This is a genomic window from Gordonia asplenii, from assembly GCF_012933505.1.
Taxonomy (GTDB): domain Bacteria; phylum Actinomycetota; class Actinomycetes; order Mycobacteriales; family Mycobacteriaceae; genus Gordonia; species Gordonia asplenii.
In genome coordinates this window covers 161059-184161 of the sequence record NZ_JABBNB010000005.1, presented here as the reverse complement: position 1 = coordinate 184161, position 23103 = coordinate 161059, and the positions used below count along the sequence as shown (strand labels likewise).

Below are 23103 nucleotides of genomic sequence, written 5' to 3'. Positions count from 1 at the left end.
TGAATTCGCTCCTACTCTGCGTTCGGCCAGTCTGCGAACGAAAGGCCGGAAATACGTTCGTACGCTTCGATATAACGCGCCCGGGTGCGCGCGACGACGTCGGCGGGTAGCGGCGGCGGGGACGAGTCGCCGTGGCGGTCCCAGCCGGAGTCGGGCCCGGTGAGCCAGTTGCGCACGATCTGTTTGTCGAAGGACGGCTGCACCCGCCCCGCGGTGTAGGTGGCGGCCTCCCAGTACCGCGACGAATCCGGCGTCAGCACTTCGTCGGCGAGCACCAGCGCGCCGTCGGCGTCTTGGCCGAACTCGAACTTGGTGTCCGCCAACAGGATTCCTCGTTCGGCTGCGAGTGCGGCGCCACGGCCGTAGATGTCGAGGGTCGTCGTGCGCAGCGTTGTTGCGAGGTCCTCCCCCACCTGTGCCGCGACGTGCTCGAACGACACGTTCTCATCGTGATCGCCCTGCGCGGCCTTGGTCGCGGGGGTGAAGATGGGCTCGGGCAGCCTACTCGCCTCGCCGAGGCCCGCCGGCAGTTCGACGCCGCAGACGGCGCCAGTGTTGCGATAGTCGATGAGCCCGGAACCGGTGAGGTAGCCGCGTGCCACGCACTCGACCTGAACCATCGGCAACCTGCGCACCACCATCGAGCGGCCGAGAGCTGGACCGGGAATACGCTCGTCGGTCGGTCCGCCGGCGAGATGGTTCGGCACACCGAGGGCGTCGAACCAGAAGAAGCTCATCGCGGTCAGAATGCGGCCCTTGTCGACGATGGGTGTGTCGAGAATGAAGTCGTAGGCCGAGATCCGATCGGAGGCGACCATCAGCAACGTGTCGTCGTCGATCTCGTAGATCTCACGAACCTTGCCCGACGCGAGGTGCCGGTACGAATCCAGAGTTGGGCGCATCAGTCCAGGCTAGTGACGTAAGACCATGCCCTTGCGGCCGGGTCAGGCGCACGCTTGCGAGACTTTATTCGCAGACGTATATTCGTAGACGAGTAATCGGAGGTGAGTGATGGCACACAAGCGCAAGGTTGCGAATCTATTGGGGCTGGCGGTGCTGTCCACCCTCTTCGAGCGTCCCATGCATCGCTACGAAATCGCCACCGTGCTGCGTGAACGCGGCAAAGACCGGGACATGTCGATCAAGTGGGGCTCGCTCTACACCGTCGTCGACAACCTCACCAAGCACGGGCTGCTCGAGATCACCGGAACCGATCGGGACGGCGCGCGCCCGGAACGGACGATCTATCACATCACTCCGGCAGGACGCGAAGAGCTCGCCGACTGGACCCGCGATCTACTCCGCACGCCGCAATCCGGAGCGCAGCCATTTGTGGCGGGACTTTCGGTCGCCGCGGTGCTCGCACCCGACGACGTCGTCGCACTGCTCGACGAGCGCATCGTAACACTTTGCGCGACAATCGATTCCGATGCAGCCACACTGACCGAAGCGGCTACGCACGTGCCCCGACTCTTCCTCATCGAGGACGAGTACATGCTCGCAATGCTCCGCGCCGAACTCGACTGGGTGTCGTCGTTGCGAGACGAACTCGTCGCGTCGTCATTCCCGGGAATCGACCGATGGCGCCGAATGCACCGCGACGGCTTCAACCCACAGGAGGTACCCGAGAGCCACTGAGCGCAATCGATATGAAGCAGAATCGGACCCAGGCGGTGCGGCAACACCACCCGGGCCCGACCATCACGACCCTCATCAGTTCTCGCTTGCGCGAGTCCGACTCGGCGAAGTGGCATTCCCAGGATAGCCGGACCATCCGCGCAGGCATCAACACTCACCAGGAGTAACGCAATGTCTGCAGTCAACTCAGCAATCGTCATCGGCGGCGGAATCGCCGGACCCGTGGTCGCGACGGCCCTTCATCGAGCCGGGATCGCGGCGTCGGTGTACGAGGCCTATCCCGGCCCGGCGTACAACATCGGCAGCGGCCTCGGCTTCGCGTCGAATGGTCTTGCCGCCCTTGACATCATCGGCGCGGGGGATGCGGTGCGCGACGTCGCGCTCGCGCTCCCGGCGTCGCAGATAGCCATCGGGGACAAGCTGATCACCGTGCCCGCACTCCCCGGAGCCGAACCGCTGCGGATCGTCGACCGCAGCGATCTGCATCGCGTCCTGCACGATCACGCGGCCGCATCCGGCGTCGGATTCCACTATTCCAAGCGCCTGGTCGGGGTCGACGAGACGGCCGACGGCGTGACAGCCGTGTTCGACGACGGATCGTCGGCGACCGGCGACATCTTGATCGGCGCCGACGGCGTGAAATCGACGGTCCGCAGAATCATCGATCCCACGGCCCCCGACGCCGATTTCACCGGAATGCTCGGATTCGGCGGATACGCGCGTATCTCAACGCCTGTCACTCCGGACACGATGACCTTCGCCTTCGGGAGAAACGCCTATTACCTCTACTGGCCGCTGCCGGACGGTCGGGTGGCGTGGGGTGCCAACCTACCGAGCAAGCAGTATCTGACGCTCACCGAAGCTCGTGACCGCGGGGCCGCACAGTGGCTGTCGGTGCTGCGTGACACCTACGCCGCCGACAGCCCGGGCGCCGAACTGGTGGCCGATACCGCGCCCGAGGACTTCGAGATCACCGGCGGGTTGCACATCATGCCGCCCGTCCCCCACTGGTCGCGCGGGCGACTCGTCCTCGTCGGCGACGCCGTTCACGCGCCGTCGAACAGCACCGGCCAAGGTGCGTCCCTGGCGATCGAATCGGCGATCGAACTTGCCCGCTGCCTGCGCGACTTCGATTCTGTACCAACGGCTTTGGGCAGCTACGAGCTGATTCGACGTCCCCGCGTCGAAGCCATCGCCGCACGCGGAGCGAAGATCAATTCGACGAAGACCCTGGGTCCGGTGATGCGCCGGCTCATGCCGCTGGTCATGCCCCGGTTCTTCGGCTCGAAGAAGCTTCAAGCACAGATGGCCGGCGAACAGAACTACCGCATCGACTGGGCGGCGTCGGTGTGAGTGCTCGCTGGCCGGTGAGGGGCAGATTGCAATCTGGCAGCTCAGGCGCAGCGAGGGGCGGGTTCCCTCGACGTCGACCACGAGGCAGAATGCAATCGGCCCGGCGAACGCCGGCGAGACTGGGCAGAATGCAATCTGGCAGCTCAGCCGCAGCGAGGGGCGGGCTCCCTCGACGTCGACCACGGGGCAGAATGCAATCGGCCCGGCGAACGGCGGGCGGCGAGACTGGGCAGAATGCAATCTGGCAGCTCAGCCGCAGCGAGGGACGGGCTCCCTCGACGTCGACCACGCGGCAGAATGCAATCGGCCCGGCGAACGGCGGGCGGCGAGACTGGGCAGAATGCAATCTGGCAGCTCAGCCGCGGCGAGGGACGGGCTCCCTCGACGTCGACCACGCGGCAGAATGCAATCTGGCCCGGCGAACGGCGGGCGGCGGCGGGGCAGAATGCAATCTGGCAGCTCAGCCGCGGCGAGGGGCGGGCTCCCCCGACGTCGACCACGGGGCAGATTGCAATCGGCCCGGCGAACGGCGACGGCGGCGGGAAGATGCAATCTGGCAGCTCAGCCGCGGCGAGGGGCGGGCTCCCCCGGCGTCGACCACGCGGCAGAATGCAATCTGGCCCGGCGAACGGCGCCGGCGGCGAACCTTGTCGCGAAAGACGCTGGGCGCCTTGGCATCTTGCGTCACCGACCCCTCGTTACACCGAAGCTCGTGCCTCGCTTCGGCACTCGGGGAGCGGGGTAAAGGGCGCTCAGGCAGCGAAGTGGGTGCACCCACGCAGCGGGGTGGGCGCATCCACGCAGCGAGGTGGGCGCACTCGGAGAGCGGCGTAAGGGCGCTCGAACAGCGAAGTAGGTGCACTCAGCAGCGGGGCGCGCCGGTCCCCTACAAGATCGGGGCTGGCACGTAGCTCGCCGCCCGCGGGTATTCGGCGATGATCTTCTGGGCGGCGGCGATCACGTCGGCGACCTGCTGCTCGGCCGCGCCGACGAAGGCCTTCTTGTCGGCGAGTGCCTCGTCGAGCTGGGCACGGTCTAGGGGAAGACGCTCGTCGGCGGCGAGGCGATCGAGGAGATCGGGTTCCTTACCGTCCTCACGCATCGCGAGAGCTACGGCGACCGCATTCTCCTTGATCGCCTCGTGTGCGGTCTCGCGTCCGACGCCGGCGCGCACCGCGGCCATCAATACCTTGGTGGTGGCGAGGAAGGGCAGGTAGCGGTCGAGCTCGTTGGCGATCACGGCCGGGTAGGCGCCGAACTCGGCGAGAACGGTCAGGAAGGTCTCCATCAGCCCGTCGATGGCGAAGAACGCGTCGGGCAGCGCGACGCGGCGCACGACCGAGCAGAACACGTCACCCTCGTTCCACTGGGCGCCGGCGAGTTCGGCGGCCATCGAACCGTAGCCGCGCAGCACCACGGCCAGGCCGTTCACACGCTCGCAGCTGCGGGTGTTCATCTTGTGCGGCATCGCCGAGCTGCCGACCTGGCCGGGCTGGAAACCTTCGGTCACCAGTTCATGGCCGGCCATCAGGCGGATGGTATGCGCCAACGACGACGGCGCCGCAGCGGTCTGGACCAGCGCCGACACGACGTCGTGATCGAGGGAGCGCGGATAGATCTGGCCGACCGACGTCAGCGACCGGGCGAACCCCAGGTGCGCCGCGACCGCGTCCTCGAGCTGCGCCAACTTCGCGGCGTCGCCGCCGAGGAGGTCGAGCATGTCCTGCGACGTCCCCATCGGCCCTTTGATCCCGCGCAGTGGATAGCGGTCGATCAGCTCCGACAGTCGGGTCAACGCGATCATGAGTTCGTCTGCGGCAGAAGCGAATCGCTTGCCGAGAGTGGTCGCCTGCGCGGCGACGTTGTGGCTGCGGCCGGCCATGACGACGGTCGAGTACTGCGCGGCGCGGTCGGTGATGCGCGCCAGCATCGCGACGCCATGGGCGTGCACGTGGCGCAGCGACGCGAGGATCTGCAGCTGCTCGACGTTCTCGGTGAGGTCGCGGCTGGTCATCCCCTTGTGAACCTGCTCGTGGCCGGCGAGCGCGTTGAACTCCTCAATGCGCGCCTTCACGTCGTGGCGGGTGACGCGTTCCCGATCGGCGATGGAATCGAGGTCGATCTGGTCGACAACCCGCTCGTAGTCGGCGATGGCCTGCTCGGGAACATCGATGCCGAGATCGCGCTGAGCCTTGAGGACCGCGATCCACAACTGCCGTTCGGCGGCGATCTTGTTGCGCGGAGACCAGATCTCGGCCAGTTCGGCGGAAGCATAACGGGAAGCCAGGACATTGGAGATGGCGGGTTTAGGCACCTGACCAGTGTAGTGGGGTCGGGAACGAGGACTACAAACTCGTGTGCTCGGCCAGCTCGCCGAGGTCGGCCGACAGCGGCGCCAACAGGTCCACCACCTCCACCAGCGCATCACGTGCGGCCAGCGTGGCATCGGTGTCGCCCTTCGCCAGCGCTCCGACCACCGCGCCGTCTTCGACGGCCATCAACTGTGCGATGTGCACCGAGTCGCCCAGCCGCCCCGACTTCACCAGCACGTCGCCGTGCAGATGCGACAGCAGACCCTGCCGCTCGCGGATCGCCGCCTGCAGTCCGGTGTAGCGCGCGGCGAGGACCACCAGTTCGTAGCGGGTCGCCAACTGAGCGCGGGTCATGTCGCGCCCGACGAACACGTCCGCGAGGGCTTCCGCGGTAGCCGCCGCACCGCGTCGACGACGGGGCAGCGCTTCACACCGTGCAGCGATCGACGCGGTGTCAGTGGTCGAGACATGAGCGACTGCGGCCGCCAGCAGATCGTCGAGTGAGCCGAAGTAGTAGGTGGTCGACGCCAGCGGCAACTCGGCCCGTTCTGCGACGGCCCGATGTCGCACGGCGTCGACGCCGCCCGCCATCAACAGCTCCGCCGCGGCCTCGATCAGGCGGGCGCGCCGCCTTAATCCTTTAGGCGTGGCTGCTGTTGACATGGGGAACATCGTGCCAAACCGAAGTTCACGCGGGTGCGGTATTGATCGAAATCATCTGCGCTGCTCAGCCTATGTGGTATCGGTGGCGGCGAAGGCTGCTCGAAGCAATGCGGGCGCCTGGAACGGAGCCCACCGACCAGCCGGCTGGGCGAGGCGATCGGCGATCGCCCAGATCACAGCCGGATGGTGACCGAATCCGAAGTGGCTGCTCCACACGGCGATGTTCTCGGCCTGTTCACCCGGGCGATCGACGCACGTCTGCCACGCGACGATCCCGTCGATACGTGAGTAGATCGACGTCGACGGGACAGGCAGCGGCGCGGCGTCGGACTCCAACGGCAGCTGTAGTCGTTCGGCGTGACGATGTTCGAACCGTGAATAGATCGGCGCCGCCCAGCTCTGATCGTGACGTGCCAGCCGGAACGGGCTGCCCAGCGTGATGACCTGGCGGACCTGCTCGGGATGGCTGCGTGCGAGCTGCCGCGCGAACACTCCGCCGAGGCTCCAGCCGATCAAGGTCACGGGTTGCCCGTAACGACCGTGCAGTTCGTCGAGGCGTGCCGACAGCCCGTCGAGCACCTGTGCCGTCGGGCCGACGTTACGTCCCAGCCGCCACCCGTGCGCCTGATACCCCAGTGTGCGCAGCAGTCCCCGTAGCGTGACCGTCCACCGATCGTTCGTCATGAACCCCGGCAACACCAACACCGGATGGCGCTGTCCGCGCGGCAGCGTCGCGAGCATCGGATAGCTCGCGGCCAGCGCCCAGAAGTCGACCGACGAGCGCGCCAGTTCGGTCGAGTAGAGCCAGACCGGTGGTTTGCGCGCCGACGACACCGGTTCGGCGGCGATCGTCATCAATCCCCCAATTCCTCTGCCAGACCGAGGGTTTCCATCGATCCCCACGAGTCGTCGACGAAATGCGCCAGCATCAGCATGTCGCGCAGGTGCCCGTTGCGGTCGCGAATATGGTCGCGCAGCAACGCTTCTCCGGTGAATCCGAGTGTCGCGAACATGGCGACGGCGTGTTCCTGGTCAGCCGTCAGCTCGACGACGATCTTGCGCCGACCGTCGGTGATGGCGGCGGCGAGCGCATGCCGGGCGAGTTCGCGCCCGACGCCGGTGCGGCGGTGCGCCGGGTCTACGACGAGCCGGATGTCGCCGACGTGATCGGACCACCCCGGGCGCGATTTCACCGCCACGTACCCGCCGATCCGTCCGGCGTCGTCGACCGCCACCCACTGCTGCACGCGCGTCGCGAGCAGGCTGCGCACGGCGTCGGGGTCGCCGACATCCTCCTGGATGAAGGTGCGGTCCTCCTCCGGGAGGGCGAGAAAGAAGTCGACGAGGGCTGCGGTGTGCTCGTCGGTCACGGGGCTGATGGTCACCGGGTGACCTCCTCACTGCGTTTACGCATGAAATCGATGATCTTCGGGATGGTGGTCTTGTGCGCCGTCTTGCCGACCACCAGCCCGACGTGCCCGGCCGGCAGGCGGAACTGCTCGGCCTCAGCCGAACCGACCAGCCCGACGAGGGGCGCCGAGCACTTCTCCGGAATGATGTGGTCGCGGTCGGCGGTCACGTGCAAGAACGGAATGGTGATGTCCGACAAGTGAACGCGGTCACCACCGATGACGATGCGGTCGTTGACGAGCGCGTTGTCGGTCATCATGGTGACCATCTGCCGTGCCACTCCGCCGGGAAACGGGATGTGCTCATTGCCCCATCCGCTCATCGACTGATGCGCGGCCACGTAGTCCTCGTCCCACATCTTCTGCCAGAGGTTGACGTAGGCGGTGACATCGGCGGTCGGGGTCAGCGACCGGAAGGCCGCCAGCAGGACGTCGGGCGCGATGTTGCCGTCCTCGTTGAAGGTGTCCTCGATGTCGAGACCCGACGCCCCAAGCGCGTCACCCATCGGCCCCAGTTCCTGCAGATCGGTCGGGGTGGTCATCACGGTGAGGCTGCGCAACGGCGCGTCCGGGTGGTGGCCGGCGTAGAGGACGGCGAGAAGCCCGCCGAAGCAGTAACCCAACATGTTCACCGTGTCCGATCCGCTGATCTCACGGATGCGGTCGACCGCGGTCGGAATGAAATCGTCGACATAGTCTTCGAAGGTGTTGTCCGCGTCGCGTTCATCCGGGATGCCCCAGTCGAGCATGTACACATCGAAGCCGGAGCCGAGCAGACGCTGGATGAAGCTGTTGCCCTCGGCCAGATCGAGAATATAGCTGCGGTTCAACAGGCTGTAGATGATCAACACCGGCGGGGCCAGGGTCACCGCGTCGTTGCGGTAATGCCACAGTTCACAGCGCCCGGCACGCCACACGACGTCCTTGGCAGAGGCCCCCGGGTTCGGTTTCGACACTCCGGCAACGATTTTGATCCCGTTGCGGGCTCGCAGTGCATTACGTTCGATCTCTTTGCGGACCCGGTCCAGCGCGCTGGTGGGGTTCGGGATGCTCACCACCAGCTCTTACCGCTCTCCGTGTCGCCGTCGGACTCCTTGGCGGCCGGATCGTCGAACCACCGGTCCCGACGTTCCCGCTCCAGGGCGATGGTCAGTCGCCGGACCTCGCGGTCGAGCGAGCCGACTTGCTTGCGCAGCCGTTTGACGTCGGTGCCCGCGGGCAGATTGACCAGGTGCCACAGTTTCGCGGTGGCTCCGCTGACCTGTCGTCCGACGGTCTTCTGCACCTTGACCACCAGTCCGTTGACGACGTTGAACCCGTCGCTCTGAACTAGATCGGTCACCTTCGGAGTGACCTCCTTATCGACTTTGTCGTACACCTGCCGCCACATCGGCTGCTGCGGTTTCTCCGCCATCTCGACTCCCAGACTGGTCGACGAAGTGACTCTCGTCACACTGTCCGTCCAGTCTTACCACCCCCGGCCGACACGTCAGACGGCCGTCCACCACTTCGGCCCGGTGGTCGGCGGTGCTCGCGTGCAACCGATCATGGGTGACCAGCAGTGTTGCCGCGTCACGCTCGGCGGTCAGTCGGGCGAGCAGCGCCATCACCGCCGCGCCCCGCTCGGTGTCGAGGGCACTCGTCGGTTCGTCGACGACGAGCAGTCCGGGTCGCCCCATGAGTGCCCGGGCGATGTTGACCCGCTGCCGCTGACCGCCGGAGAGTCGGTCGGGCCGCGCGGTGGCGCGGTCGGCCACGCCGACGGCGTCGAGCAGGTCCAGCGCACGGCGTCGAATCTCGCGACGACGACGCGGACCGATCCAGCGATGCTGCCCGAGGCGCTCGGTGACTTCCAGTTGTTCGACGGCGGTCAGTCCCGACACCAGGTTCGGTTGCTGAAAGACGATCCCGACGTCGGTGCGGCGCAGCGCCGTGAGTTCCGCGCGGGACAGCTCGCACAGGTCGAGCACACCGCCTTGCCTGTGTAACAACACTTTTCCGGAATCGGGGCGGATCAGCCCGGAAGCGACGGCGAGCAGGCTCGACTTTCCCGAACCCGACGGCCCGGTGATCGCGGTCAGCTCGCCGCGGCGCACGGTGAGGTCCACGGCGTCGAGCGCGGTGAGCCGCCCGTCCCCGTCGGGATAGGTCAAGGTGACCTCGTGCATCTGCAGGACGACGGAATTCATCTCTGGGCTCCTCGAAGCGTGCCGGTCAACGTGCGGCATTGAGTGCGGTCAGTGGATCGGTGGTGATGAGAAAACGAAGCGCGACAACCGAACCCGCCAGGCCCAGCACGATGAGTAGCGTGGCGGGCAGCAGCGTCGTCGACGCCGACACCTCGAACGGAACGGCGCCCCCGACGGCGACGCCGACCGCGGCGGCCAGTCCGGTGCCGACCGTCACGCCGAGTCCGAGGACCAGTGCGGCCTGACCGAGTGCATCGACGACGAGAGTCCGCGTGGCGGCGCCCAGCGCTTTGAGCGTGGCGATGTCGCCGATGCGCTGCATGGTCCACACGACGAAGAACGACCCGACGACCAGCGCCGAGATCGCGAAGAGCATGACCGTCATCAATTGCAACGATCGATGTTCGGAGTCGTAGGAGCCGATCGCCGACAGCGCCCGGTCCCGGGTCAGCGCGACGGTTCCGCCGACGGCCGGCGACGACGCCGTGGTGACGACGGTCGCGGCGCCCGACTGCGGATTCACCAGTCGCCAATCCGCAAGCGCCACATAGGCGACGGGCGTGTGTGAGTACCAGCGATCGGCGTGGTCGACGTCGACGGTGAACGCCATCGCGCCGACCGTCACCCGGTCACCGGCCCGAACTCCGAGGCTGTCCGCGGCCGCCGCGCTGAGCCGGATGGTTCCGTGTTCTCGCCGCACCGCGTCGGGCGTGGCTTCCGGCGGCATGCCGAACACGGCCACCGGGAGCACTCGGCCCTCCGCTTCGACCGTGCCCCGGGAGATCCCCACCGGAAGCGCGGCTCGGTCGGCGCGCATGGTCGCGTCCACCTGAGCATCGGTCAGTTGAGAGCGGTCGAACGACGCCGGGGCACCGTCGTCGGCGACCACGACATGCGTGCCCGGCAGCGCCTGTACCGCCGAGATGTTCTGCCGGGCGAGTCCCGCGGTCAGGCCGCCCAGGAAGGCGACCAGCACTCCGAGTAGCGCGACGACCACGGTGATCATCGCGAATCTTCCTCGCGCAGTGTGTAATTCACGTATCGCCACGTACAACGAGTTACCTCCGGTGAGACTGCGGTCCGACGCACCTTGCGCCACCCGTCTCATCGTCGCCGCCGCGCAGTCAGCCGGCATCGCCCGCACGACTGGTCGGCGGTGGTCCGAATCGACGTCGGCGACTACACCTTTCGGGCGATGCGGCCGCGCTGGCGGCGGTTAGGCTGGCCAGAATGCACGACTCCCCGCTGACTCCGGTCTTCGCGACGCTGCGGCTGTGCCTGCACGCGTTGGTGCTGGCGCTGGCCGCGGTGGTCGTGGTGCGCGCGGCTGCCGAGAGCGGACCGCATCGGACCGCGGTGATCGTCGTGACTCTGGCGTGGCTGGCGTGTTACGCGCTCGGCGCGGGGCTGCGGCGTCGACCGTCGTGGACGCTCACTTGGCTGGGTGTGTTGAGTGCGGGATGGCTGGCGCTGGTCGTTCTGACTCCGGACGCGGGATATCTGGCGTTCGCGCTGTTCTTCCTATATCTGCATCTGCTGCCGCGACGCGCCGGGCTGGTCGCTGTCACCGCGGCGACCGTCGCGTCGATCGCCGGCTTTCTCGCGCATTCGGGATTCACCGCGGCCGCCGTCATCGGCCCGACCCTGGGCGCTGCGGTGGCGGTGACGATTGCCAGCGGGTACGCGCGGCTGTACGCCGAAGTCATCGACCGCGAGCGGTTGATCGCGGAGCTGCGCGAGGCGCGCGCGGAACTGGCCGCTCAGCAGCACGCGGCCGGGATTCTCGCCGAGCGGGAGCGACTGGCCGGTGAGATCCACGACACCGTCGCGCAGAGCCTGAGCAGCATCGGCATGCTGATCCACGCGGCCGCACGCACCGTTGACGCGCCCGAATTGGCCCTCGCCGGGCAGGCGACCGCCGACGCCCTGGGGGAAACGCGCGCCCTCATCGACGGCCTCGCACCGGCGTCGCTGCGCGAGCGATCACTGGTCGCCGCCCTGCAGCGGATCACGGCGTCGAATGCCGGTCACGGAGTCGAAGTGCGACTGCGCGTCGACGGTGAACCGCGTCGGGTGTCGATGCCGATCGAGGCGGCCCTCGTTCGCATCACCCAAAGCCTCCTGGCCAACGTCGTGCAGCATTCGCGGGCCGCCTCCGCGCATGTGACGCTGACCTATTCGGCCGACTCGATTCATCTCGACGTCGCCGACGACGGCGCGGGCTTCGACGTCGGGGCGGTACTCGACACGCAGACGTCGCACCGGCCGGGTTCGCTGGGGTTGCGCCTCGTCGGGCAGCGGGTCACCGATCTGGGCGGCGACTTCAGCGTCGAGTCCGACGACGGCGGGAGCGTCGTCGCGGTGTCCTTTCCACTCGACGACGGTGCCGGGCAGGACTCGCGATGATCGTCATCGGCATCGTCGACGACCACGCCATCGTCCGCGCCGGTCTGCGGGCGCTGCTCGCCGACGCCGGTGACGTGCACATCGACTTCGCCACCGGATCGTCGCGCGACGCCGTGGCACGTTGTGCGACAACAGAAGTGGATGTGGTGCTGATGGATCTGCGGCTGGGCGTCGGCGAGTCCGGCGTCGACGCGACGGCGGCGCTGCGCGCACTGCCCCGGCCGCCGCAGGTTCTGGTGGTGACCAATTACGACACCGATGCCGACATCCTCGGCGCGATCGAGGCGGGTGCGGCGGGGTACCTCCTCAAAGACACTCCTCCGGCCGACCTGATCGCCGCGATACGCGCTGCGGCACAAGGCGATTCCGCACTGTCACCCGCCATTGCCACACGCCTGCTCAGCCGGGTGCGCCGGCCCGACCCGGATACGCTGACGCCTCGCGAGGTAGATGTGCTCGCCCAGGTGGCCGACGGCCTGTCGAATCGCGAGATCGCCAAGGCGTTGTTCTTGAGCGAGATGACGGTCAAATCCCATCTCGCCCATGTCTATGGCAAACTCGGGGTCCGGTCGCGAACGGCCGCCGTCGCGCGGGCTCGGACGATGGGACTGCTCGGCTGAGGTCCACGCTCAGCCCACAGTGCTGCGGCACAGCGCGCCGCCGCCGTCGCGCACCGCGACCGGTACCGGCACGCTGCGGGCCGCGCCCTGCTGAGCCACCAGGATGCGGTCCCCGCGCAAGGTGGGAGTCCAACGCACCGATGCGACACCGTGGTGCGGCAGCACCGGTGTGCCCGCCTCGACGGGTCGCTCGCCGTCGACGTCGGACTCGATGAAGGTCACCTGCTGCGCGTCGGGCACGGCGACCTCGAGTCGGTAGACACAGTCGGTGCCGAACAGCGGCGTCGTCGACGACGCCGGGACGACCATCGCGTTCGCCACGCCTGCCCCCGACGCAAGCGTGACGCCGCACAGCACCGTGGACACCACGAATCGCCGCGCTCGAATTGCGTGTGCGTGAGCCGAACCCATGGTTGTGACCTCGTGTTATCCGGTGTTGCGTGGCCATCGCGATGACCTCTTCCACAATGACTCTGCGCCCGAACATGTGCGCGAGTAGAGGACTACTCGACTTTTTCAGTCAATGAGTGGACGCCGGAGCGTAGAAAAGTCATTCAGCCGGGCGACGGTGACGGCACCGATCGGTGCGGCTCGGCGGCGACGGACTCCGTCGTCGCGCGGGCACGGGCGTCGGCTGCGACATGTGTCACACTGTTTCCTCGGACCGGCGTGGCGGACGTTTGGATTACCGATTGATAACGGCGACCACGTATCCTCGAGCCGATGATTTCTGCCGCTCGCCATCGTCTCCCGACCGCCGTCACCCGACGCGCGGTCTTGTTGTCCGGGCTGGGCGCGGCCACCGCCGCGGGCCTCGCCGCATGTGCGAAGCCGCAGGAACAGCCGACCGTCACCCCGAAGAAGATGGAGCAGGAGCGCACCGCCGACGACGAGTTGCCGTCGGAGACGCATGAAGCGGCGTCGCCCGGCAGCATTCCGTTGATCACCGGGAGCTTCGTGTCGGCCAAGATGGGCGGTCGGCAGACGAACTGGGTGGTCGCGCGTCCCAACGGCGTGACCGGCAAACTACCCGTCGTCGTGATTCTGCATGCCCTCAATACCAACGAGATGTCGATCTTCAGTTCCAAGCTGGAGATGCAGCTGACGCTGCAACAGTACGTCGACGCCGGGAATCCGCCGTTCGCGCTCGCCGCTGCCGACACCGGCCGCAACTACTATCACCTGCGCACCGACGGCGCCGACGGTGGCGCGATGATCCTCGACGAATTCCTCCCGATGCTGGCGGCCAACCCCCAGCTGAACCTGTCGACGGAGCGGATCGGTTTCTTCGGCTGGTCGATGGGTGGTTACGGCGCGCTGCGCTTGGGTGCACTGCTCGGCGCGCCCCGCGTCGCAGCGGTCAGCGTGAGTTCCCCCGCGCTGTGGGGCGATCCGCGCAACTATCCTCCGCGCGCGTTCGACTCCTTCGCGGACTACGAGGCCAATTCGCTGTTCGGGCAACAGGATCGGTTCGCGAAGATCCCGGTGATGATCGACATCGGGTCGAGCGATCAGTTCTTCATGTACACCCGGCAGTGGGCCGCGGCACTGCATCCGCCGGCAGCTTTCTCGACGACCGCCGGCGGACACACCAACCGCTACTGGCGCAGCGTCCTGCCCGACCACATCGCATTTCTGGGACGAAACCTGGCGGTGTAGGGGATTCGTCGGGCGGATAACGAAAGCCCGTCCCCCAGTTGGGCGTTCGGGTCACCGGCCCCTCGTTACACCGAAGCTCGTTCCTCGCTTCGGCACTCGGGGAGCGGGGGGTCGCTTCGTACACTCGAGGCCCCCGGGATTGCTTGGCGCTGGGGCGCCGAAGGCGCGGCAGCGCTACTGTCCCGACGGAATCGCGATCCGGCCCTCTTGGGCTGCCAAACCGATGTCGGTGCGAAAGTGGCTGCCCGCCAATTTGATCGACGCCAGGCGATCGTAGGCGTCGGCACGTGCCGACGCTAGATCCACGCCGGTCCCGACGATGGCCAGTACACGCCCGCCTGCGGATACGACGGCACCGTCGCCGCCGACGGTCGTTCCGGCGTGCAGCACGCCGTCTCCGTCGGCGCCGGAGATGACGTCGCCGGTACGCGGACGTCCCGGGTAGTTCTCCGCGGCCAGCACCACCGTCACCGCCGAACCGTCAGCCCATTCCAGCGGCGGCAGATCGGCGAGTGTTCCGGTGGCAGTCGCGTACAACGCTTGTCCCAGAGGCGATTTCAGCAGTGACAGCACCGCCTGCGTCTCCGGATCACCGAAACGGCAATTGAATTCGACGACGGCGGGCCCCGTCGCCCCCATCGCCAGTCCCGCATAGAGCAGCCCGGAGAACGGGGCCCCGCGTCGAACAAGTTCTGCCGCAACGGGTTTCACAACGTCGGCGACGATCTGTTCGACGGCTTCGGCCGGCAGCCACGGCAGCGGTGTGTAGGCGCCCATGCCCCCGGTGTTGGGTCCGGTGTCACCGTCGCCGACGCGTTTGTGGTCTTGCGCCGGGATCAGGGGAACCACCGTTTCGCCGTCGACGAGGCAGAACAGCGAGACTTCGGGCCCGTCGAGGAAGGTCTCCAGCAGCACCGGATGCCCGGTCTCCAGCAGTTCGGCGCCGTGGTCGCGCGCCTTGGCGCGGTCGGCGGTGACGACGACTCCCTTGCCGGCGGCCAGGCCGTCGTCCTTGACAACCCAGGTGGGCCCGAATCGGTCGAGGGCGGCGTCGAGGTTGGCGGCCGAATCGACGATCTCGCTGTGCGCGGTCCGCACGCCGGCGGCGGCCATCACATCCTTCGCGAAGGCCTTGGACCCTTCGATGCGTGCGGCGGCGGCGCTCGGACCGAAGGTGGCGAATCCCGCAGCGCGCAGGGCGTCGGCGACGCCGAGCACCAGCGGTACCTCGGGGCCGATGACTACGAGGTCCGCGGCGATCTCAGTGGCGAGTGCCACCACGGCGTCGGCCGAACTCACATCCACCGCGTGGTTGGTCGCGATGGCGACGGTTCCGGCGTTACCGGGTGCAGCGTGCAGGTCGGAGACCTGCGGGTCGCGGCTCAGGCCGAGGAGCAGGGCGTGTTCGCGGCCGCCCGAACCGATCACTAGTGCGCGCACGGTGTGCCACTCTACGCGAGTGCCTCATCGACCGGATCAGCCTGCGCCCGCAGTCGTTCGAGTGCCGCGACACGACGAGTACCGATGAGCAATTCGTCGACGACGACGATGAAGATCGGTGCACAGGCCGCGATGACCAGCGCCACGACGACTGACACGCCGGCCGACGCCACGACCACCGACGCCGCCAGAAAGGCGAGCGCACCACCCGCGAGCAGGACAGACAACGGGTCGAAGTCGAGTAGATAGTCGTAGATCGCGAGGATGCCGAGGCAGAACAGTCCGAGCGGTACCGCGACCGTCGCCACCACCACGCCCGGCCCGACGTGCGCCTCGTGTTCGATGTACAGCGCGGCCACGTGCAACCCGGCGCCGACGGCGGCGGTCGCCATGAAGACGACGATGTGCCCGTAGCCCCACACGAAGCACTTGCGCCTGCGCAGATGCAGTGCCTCGCCGGTGGGGATGACGAAGTAGATCCACCACATCGCGAACGGAATCGCCATCCCGGTCAACCCGAGCACCGCGGCGTCGAGGCTCCAGCCGTCGACGTCGACGACCGCCTGAAGTGCGGCGATGGTCCCGACGACACCTTCGCCGAGGGTCACGATCGTGAGCGCGCCGTACCGTTCGGCGATGTGGTGCGCGTGCCACGGCGTCGGCCCCGCCTTGCTGTTCTCGGCGATGACCGGGCCGGACAGTTCGACGACGACGAGCAGCAGCGACGCTATCGCCGCCGGCCACAGCGGCAAGTCGATGAGTGCCACCGCAACCCAGCCGATCTGTGCCACCCAGATCGCGACGGCGTAGGTGAGGCAGGCGCCGCGATAGCGCTGCGACGCCTGTGCGGCGCGCAGCCATTGGATGGACATCGCCACGCGCATGATCACATACCCGAGCACGAGCACCCGGTTGTCGATGTGCTCGTGCCCCTGCAGCGACGCGAAGACCGACGGAATGCCGAGTGCGAGAACGGCGACGCCGACCATCTGCGCCATCGTGGTGACCCGGAAGAACCAATCGTCGGTGTCGAAGGCCGACGCGAACCAACTGAAGTTGATCCATGCCCAGATCGCGGCGAACGTGGAGAAGAGGAAACCCGCGGTGGCGACGAAGAAATGCCCCTCCGCCAGCGCGTGCGCCACCTCGACACCGGCTACCGAGAAGGCGACGACGAAGACGAGGTCGAAGAACAGTTCCAGAGTCGTCGCGACCCGCCCGGTTTCGTGCGGGTCGCGACCGACCATTCGAGTGACTCGATGCTGCGCGGTGATCCTCATGATCGAGCACTCTATTCAGTTGTCTGGATAATGGCTCAACTTCCCTTGGGCGCGCTCAGATCGTAGAGCGTGATGCCGTCGACGGTCTTCGATCCGAAGGTGGCCTCGATCCAGTCGGAGATCTGCGCCGACGTGCGGCTGGAGTCGGAATTGCCCATGAAGCCGTCGCGCCCGCTGGCGATGAAGAAGTGAATCTTCTTCTGCGCCACCAATTCTTTGAACGCCGCCAACGTGGGAGACGGGTCGGTGCCGTTGAATCCGCCGATCGGCATCACCGAGTGGTTGGTCGCGAGTTGGTACCCCGACGCCGTCATCGAGCCGACCGCGGCGGCGACCCACGTGTAATGGTCGGCGTTCTGGTTGAGGGTCGCGATCATCGTGGCAGTCGGCGTCGACCCCCACAGGAGTCCACCCGCTCCGCCCGGTGTCGACGACATGTTGGTGCCGGGTCCGCCGTTGCCGTTGCCGTTGCCGCCGGGCGTCGACGGCATCGTTGACCCGTTCATACCGGGCACGCTCCGATGCGATCCGTTCATGCCGTTCATGCCGCCTGGGCCGTTCATACCGTTCATGCCACCCGTGCCGTTCATGCCACCGAAGCCGTGCATGCCGCCCGGGCCGCCCCGCCCGTGCCGTCCCATGCCGCCGAACGGCCCGCCCATGGCGCCCTGCACATTCGGGCCGGCACCGATGATCGCGCCCGACTTGGCGGTGCCGAGAGTATCGAGCGTGTAGGCGAGCGGTCCGGCCAGCCCGGCGATGATCGCGGCGGTGGCCGCGACGAGCGCGACGACTCGCTTGTTCGGCAGGAAGGCCAGGCCCGCGACGATGCCGACGACGAGCACGGCCCAGCGCAGCCACGGCACGAAGTCGGGCGAGCGGTCGAGCAATGCGAAAGCCCAACCGGCCGTTGCCCATACGGTGCCCGCGGCGACGATGCGGACCCACAGCTCGGCGCGGTTGCGCCAGATGAGCGCCGCTCCACCGCCGACCAGCGCCGCGACCGCGGGAGCGAGCGCCGCGGTGTAGTAGCTGTGGAAGATGCCCTGCATGAAGCTGAACACGCCCGCGGTCACGAGCAACCACAGCGCCCAGACGACCAGGAACGCGCGTTGACCGTCGCGGCGAGAAGCCTTGCGCAACAGAATGATTCCGGCGACCGTCAAGACGAGTGCGGCCGGGATCAGCCAGGCGATCTGACCGCCCTGACCCGCCTCGAACATCCGCCACGGACTCGGCTCGCCGAACGGGTTGAAGTGTCCGCCGCCGAATCCGCCCGGGCCGCCGTAACCGCCGAATCCACCCGAATGTGCACCCGGTCCCACCGAGCCGTGCTCGTCACCGTTGATACGCCCCAACCCGTTGTAGCCGAAGGTCAACTCGAGGATCGAGTTGGTCGGCGAGCCGCCGATATAGGGCCGCGACGACGCCGGCCACAGTTCGACGGCGAGAATCCACCACCCGGCGCTGACGATCAAACCGCCGAGCGCGGCGAACAGCTGCACGAGCCGTCTGCCCCAGCCGTGCGGACCGAATGCGAGGTAGGTGACGGCGAGCCCCGGAACGATCAGCAACACGGCCATTTGCTTTGTCAAGAAGCCGAATCCGACGAAGACGCCGCACAGGACCAGCCAGCGGGTGCGCCCGTCGTCGACCGCGCGCAGCAAGGCCCACACGGCACCGATCATCAGCAGGATCAGCAGCGCTTCGGGGTTGTTGAAGCGGAACATCAGTGCGGCGACCGGCGTCATCGCCAGGACGCCGCCGGCGAGGATGGCCGGCCAGTGCCCGAAATAGCGTCGGGTCAGGAAATAAAGCAGCGCAACCGATCCCACGCCCATCAGCGCTTCGGGCACCAGCATCGCCCAACTGTTCAGACCGAAGATCCGCACCGACAACGCCGGAATCCACAACGACGCGGGCGGTTTGTCGACGGTGATCGAGTTGGCCATGTCCGACGACCCGAAGAACCACGCCTTGGCCGACTGCGATCCGGCCTGGATCGCGGCGGCATAGAACGAGTTGCCCCAACCGTTGGCCGAGAGGTTCCACAGGTAGGCGATCGTGGTGGCCACCAGCAGCGCGGCCAGCGAACCGCGGTGTGCGAGTTGGGTTGTCCACCAACCGGTTCGGGTATTCGACGCCGATTCCCCGGCGGCCGCGGGAGCCGTCGGGGAATCGGGATGGTCGTCGGCGTCGAGAGCAGAGGTCGAGGCGACGGTCGTCATATCAGGCACTCGCAATCGCGGCGTCGGAGCCGGTCTTGCGCCGGAAGACCCAGCGCAGGCCGACGAATCGGGTGATGGTGGCCACCAGGTTAGCCACGACGAGCACGATCAGTTCGACATGCTTGGTGGCGTCGGGCGCCCAACTGTGGAGTGCGACGAGGGACAGGGCGGTGATGGCCCACCCGAACAGGAAGACGCCGAGGCCGAGCAGCTGATGCTGTACGGCGTTCTCGCGGCCGCGGACACCGAAGCTGAACCTGCGGTTGGCCGCGGTGTTGGCGACCGCGGTGATGCCCAGGGCCAGGAAGTTGGCGACCTGGGCGCCGCAGATGCTGTGCAGCATCAAGTACAGGATCGCGTACGCCACCGTCGAGGCCACACCGACGACGCAGAACCGGATGAGCTGGCCCATCAGTCCGTACGGGACACCGTCGAGGTCGGGGCCGGGCGCACGGTCGCGGCCGATCGCGTTGCGCAGTTCGACGACGGGGATCTGGCCGCGGGCGAATGCGGTGCCGACCCGAGCGCACCCCTTGAGGTCGGCGACGGCGGTGGCGACGATGTCGACGCTGCTGTTGACGTCGTCGACCCAGTCCACCGGCACCTCGGCGATGCGCAGGCCGAGGCGTTCGGACATGACCAGCAATTCGGTGTCGAAGAACCAGCCGGTGTCGACGATGTAGGGCAGCACGATGTGCGCGACGTCGGCGCGCATCGCCTTGAAACCGCACTGGGCGTCGGAGAACTTGGCGCCCATCGTCGTACGCAGGATGAGGTTGTAGCTGCGAGAGATGAATTCCCGCTTCGGGCCGCGGACGACGCGCGAGGCGCGGGCCAGGCGGGTGCCGATCGCAACGTCGGAGTGTCGGGAGATCAGCGGCGCGATGAGCGGCATCAGCGCGTTGAGGTCGGTGGACAGGTCGACGTCGCAGTAGGCGACGATCTCGGCGTCGCTGGCCTGCCACACCGCGTTGAGCGCCCGACCGCGGCCTTTCTGGTCGAGGTGGGCCACCCGCAGCCCTCGCAGTTCGCCGACCATGCTCGCCGCGATGGCCAGGGTGTCGTCGGTGCTGGCGTTGTCGGCGACGGTGATCCGCGACGCGTACGGCACGTGCTGGTCGAGGTGAGCGCGAAGTCGGCGCAGGGTCGAGGCGATGTCGTCGCGTTCGTTGTAGACGGGTACGACGATGTCGAGGACGGGGGCGGTCACCGAGTTGTCGGCGACGATGGTGATCGGTTCGGTCACAATCGGCATCCCGGTCGGTGAGCCCGCGGCGGCGGGGCGGTGCTCCTGTGTGCTGGTCATGGCTACCACAGTCGCTGGCGTGACTGCTGTGCAACTGCCCCGATGCTGTGAGGTTTCTGTGTTTGATTCTGCTCGCTTCACTCGCGTGGCCACGCGGCGCGGAAGTCTTGTTCTTCGCTTCGTCGTCACGGCGCCGCGATGCCTGCGGGGGGGGGTGATTCGGTAGGGGTTGATTCGGTGGGGGTTGCCGAGGCATCGCGACGCGGCTCCTCCTTTTTCCAGCACAAGACACCGGGGAAGAGAACGATTCGGCGACCTCAGCAAACGATTCGTTGTAACCAGTGGGATTCGTGGGGCGACGTGGTCCGATCCCTTCGATACCACTGGTGCGCAAGAGACGCGAGTCAACCGCAACCATGCCCTGGCAAGGTTGGCAACGGTTGCGTCCGAGAAGGCAACACGGCTCCGGTCGCACACCCGCCGGGGCATTTCCGACCGTTCAGCCGCGACAATCCACGAGAGCTGTCAGGGGCGGACGATACGGTGGCCCCATGACTACCGATGCTGCCCCGGCAACACTGTCCCCCGCCCAGCAGCAGGTCGCCGATCGGGTGATCGGCGCCCTCGCCGGCCCGGGCGCGGCCTTCCGCCCCGACCAGCTCCGCGCGGTGTCCGCGTTGATGGAGCCGGCGGCGCGTGTGTTGGTGGTGCAGGCGACCGGATGGGGAAAGTCGGCGGTGTACTGGGCGGCGACCGCGATTCGTCGCAGCGAAGGCGCGGGCCCGACGCTGATCGTCTCGCCGCTGTTGTCGTTGATGCGCGATCAGGTGGCGGCCGCCGAGCGGGCCGGACTGTATGCGGCGACGTTGAACTCGTCCAACGTCGACGACTGGTCGGCGATCGAGGAGCGGTTGCGCGGCGGGGATCTCGACGTCCTGCTGGTGTCGCCGGAGCGGCTGGCCAACCCCGGCTTCGGGCGGCGGGTACTGGATGCGCTGGCGGGCAACCTCGGTCTGCTGGTCATCGACGAGGCCCACGCCATCTCCGACTGGGGCCACGACTTCCGGCCCGACTATCGACGGGTGTCCGACGTGCTGACCACACTCAACCCGGACACGCCGGTACTCGCGACCACGGCGACCGCCAATGCCCGTGTCACCGACGACGTCGCCGATCAACTGGGCTCCAATACTCTCGTGTTACGTGGACCCCTGGCCCGAAAGTCGTTGCACCTCAATGTGATCAATGGTCTGTCGCCGATTGAGCGATACGGCTGGATCGCGCAGTCGCTGCCGGGGCTGCCGGGGTCGGGGATCGTGTACGCGCTGACCGTCGCCGACACCGATCGCCTGGTGGCGGCGATCAAATCGGTGCATGGTCCCGACTATCCGGTCGCCGCCTACTCCGGCCAGCTCGACCCGTCGACCCGGCACCGACTCGAAGACGCGTTACTGCGCAACGAGATCAAAGCACTCGTGGCGACGTCGGCGCTGGGCATGGGCTACGACAAACCCGACCTCGGTTTCGTGGTGCACGTCGGGTCGCCGCCGTCGCCGGTCTCGTACTACCAGCAGGTGGGCCGCGCCGGTCGCGCGATCGACGAGTCGGTGGTGGCCCTGTTGGCGTCGCCGATGGACGACGCGATCTGGGAATACTTCGCGACGTCGACGATCCCCAACCCGAACCACATCGAAACCTTGCTGAATGCGCTTGGGGAACAAGAGGATCCGATGTCCGTGCCGCAGCTGGAATCGGTGACCGGACTGCGGCGCACGCGTATCGAGCTGATGCTCAAACAGCTCGCCGTCGACGACGTAGTGGAACGCCGCACCGACGGCTGGCGTGCCACCGGGAAGGAGTGGGTCTACGACCAGGCCCACTACGACGGCGTGGTGGCCGCGCGACGCCGCGAAGCCGACATCATGCGCGACTACGTGCAGGGCCGAGCCTGCCTGATGCGGTTGCTCGTGCAATCGCTCGACGACCCCGAACCCGCCGATTGCGGGCAGTGCTCGGTGTGCCGTGGGCAGCTGACCGACGGATTGGTGGCGTCGACCGACGCCGGGCAACTGCGCACCATCACCACGGCCTTGCGGCGCGACGCGATGCTCCTCGAGCCCCGCAAGATGTGGCCGGGCGGATCGTTCGGGCGACGAGGGCGCATCGGCCCCGACGTCAAGGCCGAGGTGGGGCGGGTGCTCATTCACGCTGACGCACCGGAATGGCAGGAGGTGCTGCGCGCCGCGCAGGGCGGCGACGCGGCTGCGGTCGGCGAGATCGGCGACGCCGCGGTGGCGACGCTGTCCGGGTGGGTGCGTGCCGCCGAGATTCGGCCGGATTCGATTGTGTCCCTTCGCCTTACCGGTAGTGAGCTCGCCGAGGCGGTCGCCGCACACCTGCGCGCGGTGGGACGTCGACCGGGCTGGGTGCTACCGGTATCGACGGGTCGGACACCCGATTCGGACGCACCCGGCGTCGTCGAAGCGTCGTACTGGCGCGATCATCTGGGTGACCCGGCCGAGCCCGTCGTCGGGCAGGTGGTGCTGCTGGTCGCGGATGCGTCGTCGTCGGGATGGCCGCTGACGATCGCCGCGGCGAAACTGCGCGAGGCGGGTGCGGCCGCGGTGATGCCGCTGCTGATTCACCGGACGGTGTGAGCG

Annotated in this window: 20 protein-coding genes; 6 read left to right on the top strand and 14 right to left on the bottom strand. The window is 67.5% G+C overall.

Annotated features, from left to right (window positions below; translation table 11 throughout):
* Positions 1–11: 11 nt before the first annotated feature.
* A complete protein-coding gene (locus HH308_RS06750; RefSeq protein ID WP_170193411.1) occupies positions 12–902 on the bottom strand; it encodes a phosphoribosylaminoimidazolesuccinocarboxamide synthase in 891 nt (296 codons plus the stop codon).
* 109 nt (positions 903–1011) lie between these two features.
* Here HH308_RS06750 and HH308_RS06745 point away from each other — a divergent pair, with 109 nt between their 5' ends.
* Both HH308_RS06745 and HH308_RS06740 read left to right on the top strand, forming a co-directional pair.
* Positions 1012–1638 carry a PadR family transcriptional regulator gene (locus HH308_RS06745; RefSeq protein ID WP_170193410.1) on the top strand — a complete coding sequence of 209 codons (627 nt, stop codon included), beginning with the start codon at positions 1012–1014 and terminating at the stop codon, positions 1636–1638.
* Positions 1639–1809: 171 nt separating this feature from the next.
* A complete protein-coding gene (locus tag HH308_RS06740; protein WP_170193409.1) occupies positions 1810–2991 on the top strand; it encodes an FAD-dependent monooxygenase in 1182 nt (393 codons plus the stop codon).
* An 886-nt stretch (positions 2992–3877) separates the two neighbouring features.
* Here HH308_RS06740 and purB read toward each other — a convergent pair.
* The 8 genes from purB to HH308_RS06700 are packed head-to-tail and all read right to left on the bottom strand — an operon-like array spanning position 3878 to position 10618.
* Positions 3878–5305, bottom strand: a complete 1428-nt coding sequence (gene purB, locus HH308_RS06735) for an adenylosuccinate lyase (protein ID WP_170193408.1) — start codon at positions 5303–5305, stop codon at positions 3878–3880.
* Between the two features lie 31 nt (positions 5306–5336).
* Complete coding sequence (locus HH308_RS06730) at positions 5337–5975, bottom strand: TetR/AcrR family transcriptional regulator (RefSeq protein ID WP_170193407.1); 639 nt, start codon at positions 5973–5975, stop codon at positions 5337–5339.
* 60 nt (positions 5976–6035) lie between these two features.
* The gene (locus HH308_RS06725; protein ID WP_376767182.1) at positions 6036–6824 is read right to left on the bottom strand and encodes an esterase/lipase family protein; all 789 of its coding nucleotides are present in this window, start codon (positions 6822–6824) and stop codon (positions 6036–6038) included.
* Positions 6821–7351: a GNAT family N-acetyltransferase gene (locus HH308_RS06720; protein ID WP_170193405.1), complete on the bottom strand. Its 531-nt coding sequence runs from the start codon at positions 7349–7351 to the stop codon at positions 6821–6823. Before HH308_RS06720 ends, HH308_RS06725 begins: the two co-directional genes overlap by 4 nt.
* Positions 7348–8430, bottom strand: coding sequence for an alpha/beta fold hydrolase (locus HH308_RS06715; protein WP_312870426.1), 1083 nt, complete (start codon positions 8428–8430; stop codon positions 7348–7350). Before HH308_RS06715 ends, HH308_RS06720 begins: the two co-directional genes overlap by 4 nt.
* Positions 8427–8717 (bottom strand): hypothetical protein, encoded by a 291-nt coding sequence (locus HH308_RS06710; RefSeq protein WP_211188229.1) that lies wholly within the window; start codon positions 8715–8717, stop codon positions 8427–8429. The genes HH308_RS06715 and HH308_RS06710 overlap by 4 nt, the downstream gene beginning before the upstream one ends.
* 16 nt (positions 8718–8733) lie before the next feature.
* Positions 8734–9564 (bottom strand): ABC transporter ATP-binding protein, encoded by an 831-nt coding sequence (locus HH308_RS06705; RefSeq protein ID WP_170193403.1) that lies wholly within the window; start codon positions 9562–9564, stop codon positions 8734–8736.
* Between the two features lie 25 nt (positions 9565–9589).
* Positions 9590–10618, bottom strand: a complete 1029-nt coding sequence (locus HH308_RS06700) for an ABC transporter permease (protein ID WP_170193485.1) — start codon at positions 10616–10618, stop codon at positions 9590–9592.
* A gap of 176 nt (positions 10619–10794) precedes the next feature.
* Between HH308_RS06700 and HH308_RS06695 the strand changes: the two genes are divergently transcribed.
* Positions 10795–11970 carry a sensor histidine kinase gene (locus tag HH308_RS06695; protein WP_170193402.1) on the top strand — a complete coding sequence of 392 codons (1176 nt, stop codon included), beginning with the start codon at positions 10795–10797 and terminating at the stop codon, positions 11968–11970.
* On the top strand, positions 11967–12590 hold the full coding sequence (locus tag HH308_RS06690) for a response regulator transcription factor (RefSeq protein ID WP_170193401.1): 624 nt from the start codon (positions 11967–11969) through the stop codon (positions 12588–12590). The genes HH308_RS06695 and HH308_RS06690 overlap by 4 nt, the downstream gene beginning before the upstream one ends.
* Positions 12591–12599: 9 nt before the next feature.
* Here the strand turns inward: HH308_RS06690 and HH308_RS06685 are convergent, their stop codons facing one another.
* Complete coding sequence (locus tag HH308_RS06685; protein WP_170193400.1) at positions 12600–13001, bottom strand: cupredoxin domain-containing protein; 402 nt, start codon at positions 12999–13001, stop codon at positions 12600–12602.
* Positions 13002–13313: 312 nt separating this feature from the next.
* Between HH308_RS06685 and HH308_RS06680 the strand changes: the two genes are divergently transcribed.
* Positions 13314–14249 (top strand): alpha/beta hydrolase, encoded by a 936-nt coding sequence (locus HH308_RS06680; protein ID WP_170193399.1) that lies wholly within the window; start codon positions 13314–13316, stop codon positions 14247–14249.
* A gap of 174 nt (positions 14250–14423) precedes the next feature.
* On the opposite strand, the gene purD is transcribed toward HH308_RS06680, so the two are convergent.
* The 4 genes from purD to HH308_RS06660 all read right to left on the bottom strand — a co-directional run bounded on the left by purD (position 14424) and on the right by HH308_RS06660 (position 20452).
* Positions 14424–15689: a phosphoribosylamine--glycine ligase gene (purD, locus tag HH308_RS06675; RefSeq protein ID WP_170193398.1), complete on the bottom strand. Its 1266-nt coding sequence runs from the start codon at positions 15687–15689 to the stop codon at positions 14424–14426.
* An 11-nt stretch (positions 15690–15700) separates the two neighbouring features.
* Positions 15701–16936 carry a low temperature requirement protein A gene (locus tag HH308_RS06670; RefSeq protein ID WP_170193484.1) on the bottom strand — a complete coding sequence of 412 codons (1236 nt, stop codon included), beginning with the start codon at positions 16934–16936 and terminating at the stop codon, positions 15701–15703.
* A gap of 68 nt (positions 16937–17004) precedes the next feature.
* Positions 17005–19197 (bottom strand): ArnT family glycosyltransferase, encoded by a 2193-nt coding sequence (locus HH308_RS06665; RefSeq protein WP_170193397.1) that lies wholly within the window; start codon positions 19195–19197, stop codon positions 17005–17007.
* Position 19198: 1 nt separating this feature from the next.
* Positions 19199–20452 (bottom strand): bifunctional glycosyltransferase family 2/GtrA family protein, encoded by a 1254-nt coding sequence (locus HH308_RS06660; protein ID WP_211188248.1) that lies wholly within the window; start codon positions 20450–20452, stop codon positions 19199–19201.
* 542 nt (positions 20453–20994) lie between these two features.
* Here HH308_RS06660 and HH308_RS06655 point away from each other — a divergent pair.
* Entirely contained in the window at positions 20995–23100 is a 2106-nt protein-coding gene (locus HH308_RS06655) for a RecQ family ATP-dependent DNA helicase (protein ID WP_170193395.1), read from the top strand.
* Positions 23101–23103 lie beyond the last annotated feature (3 nt).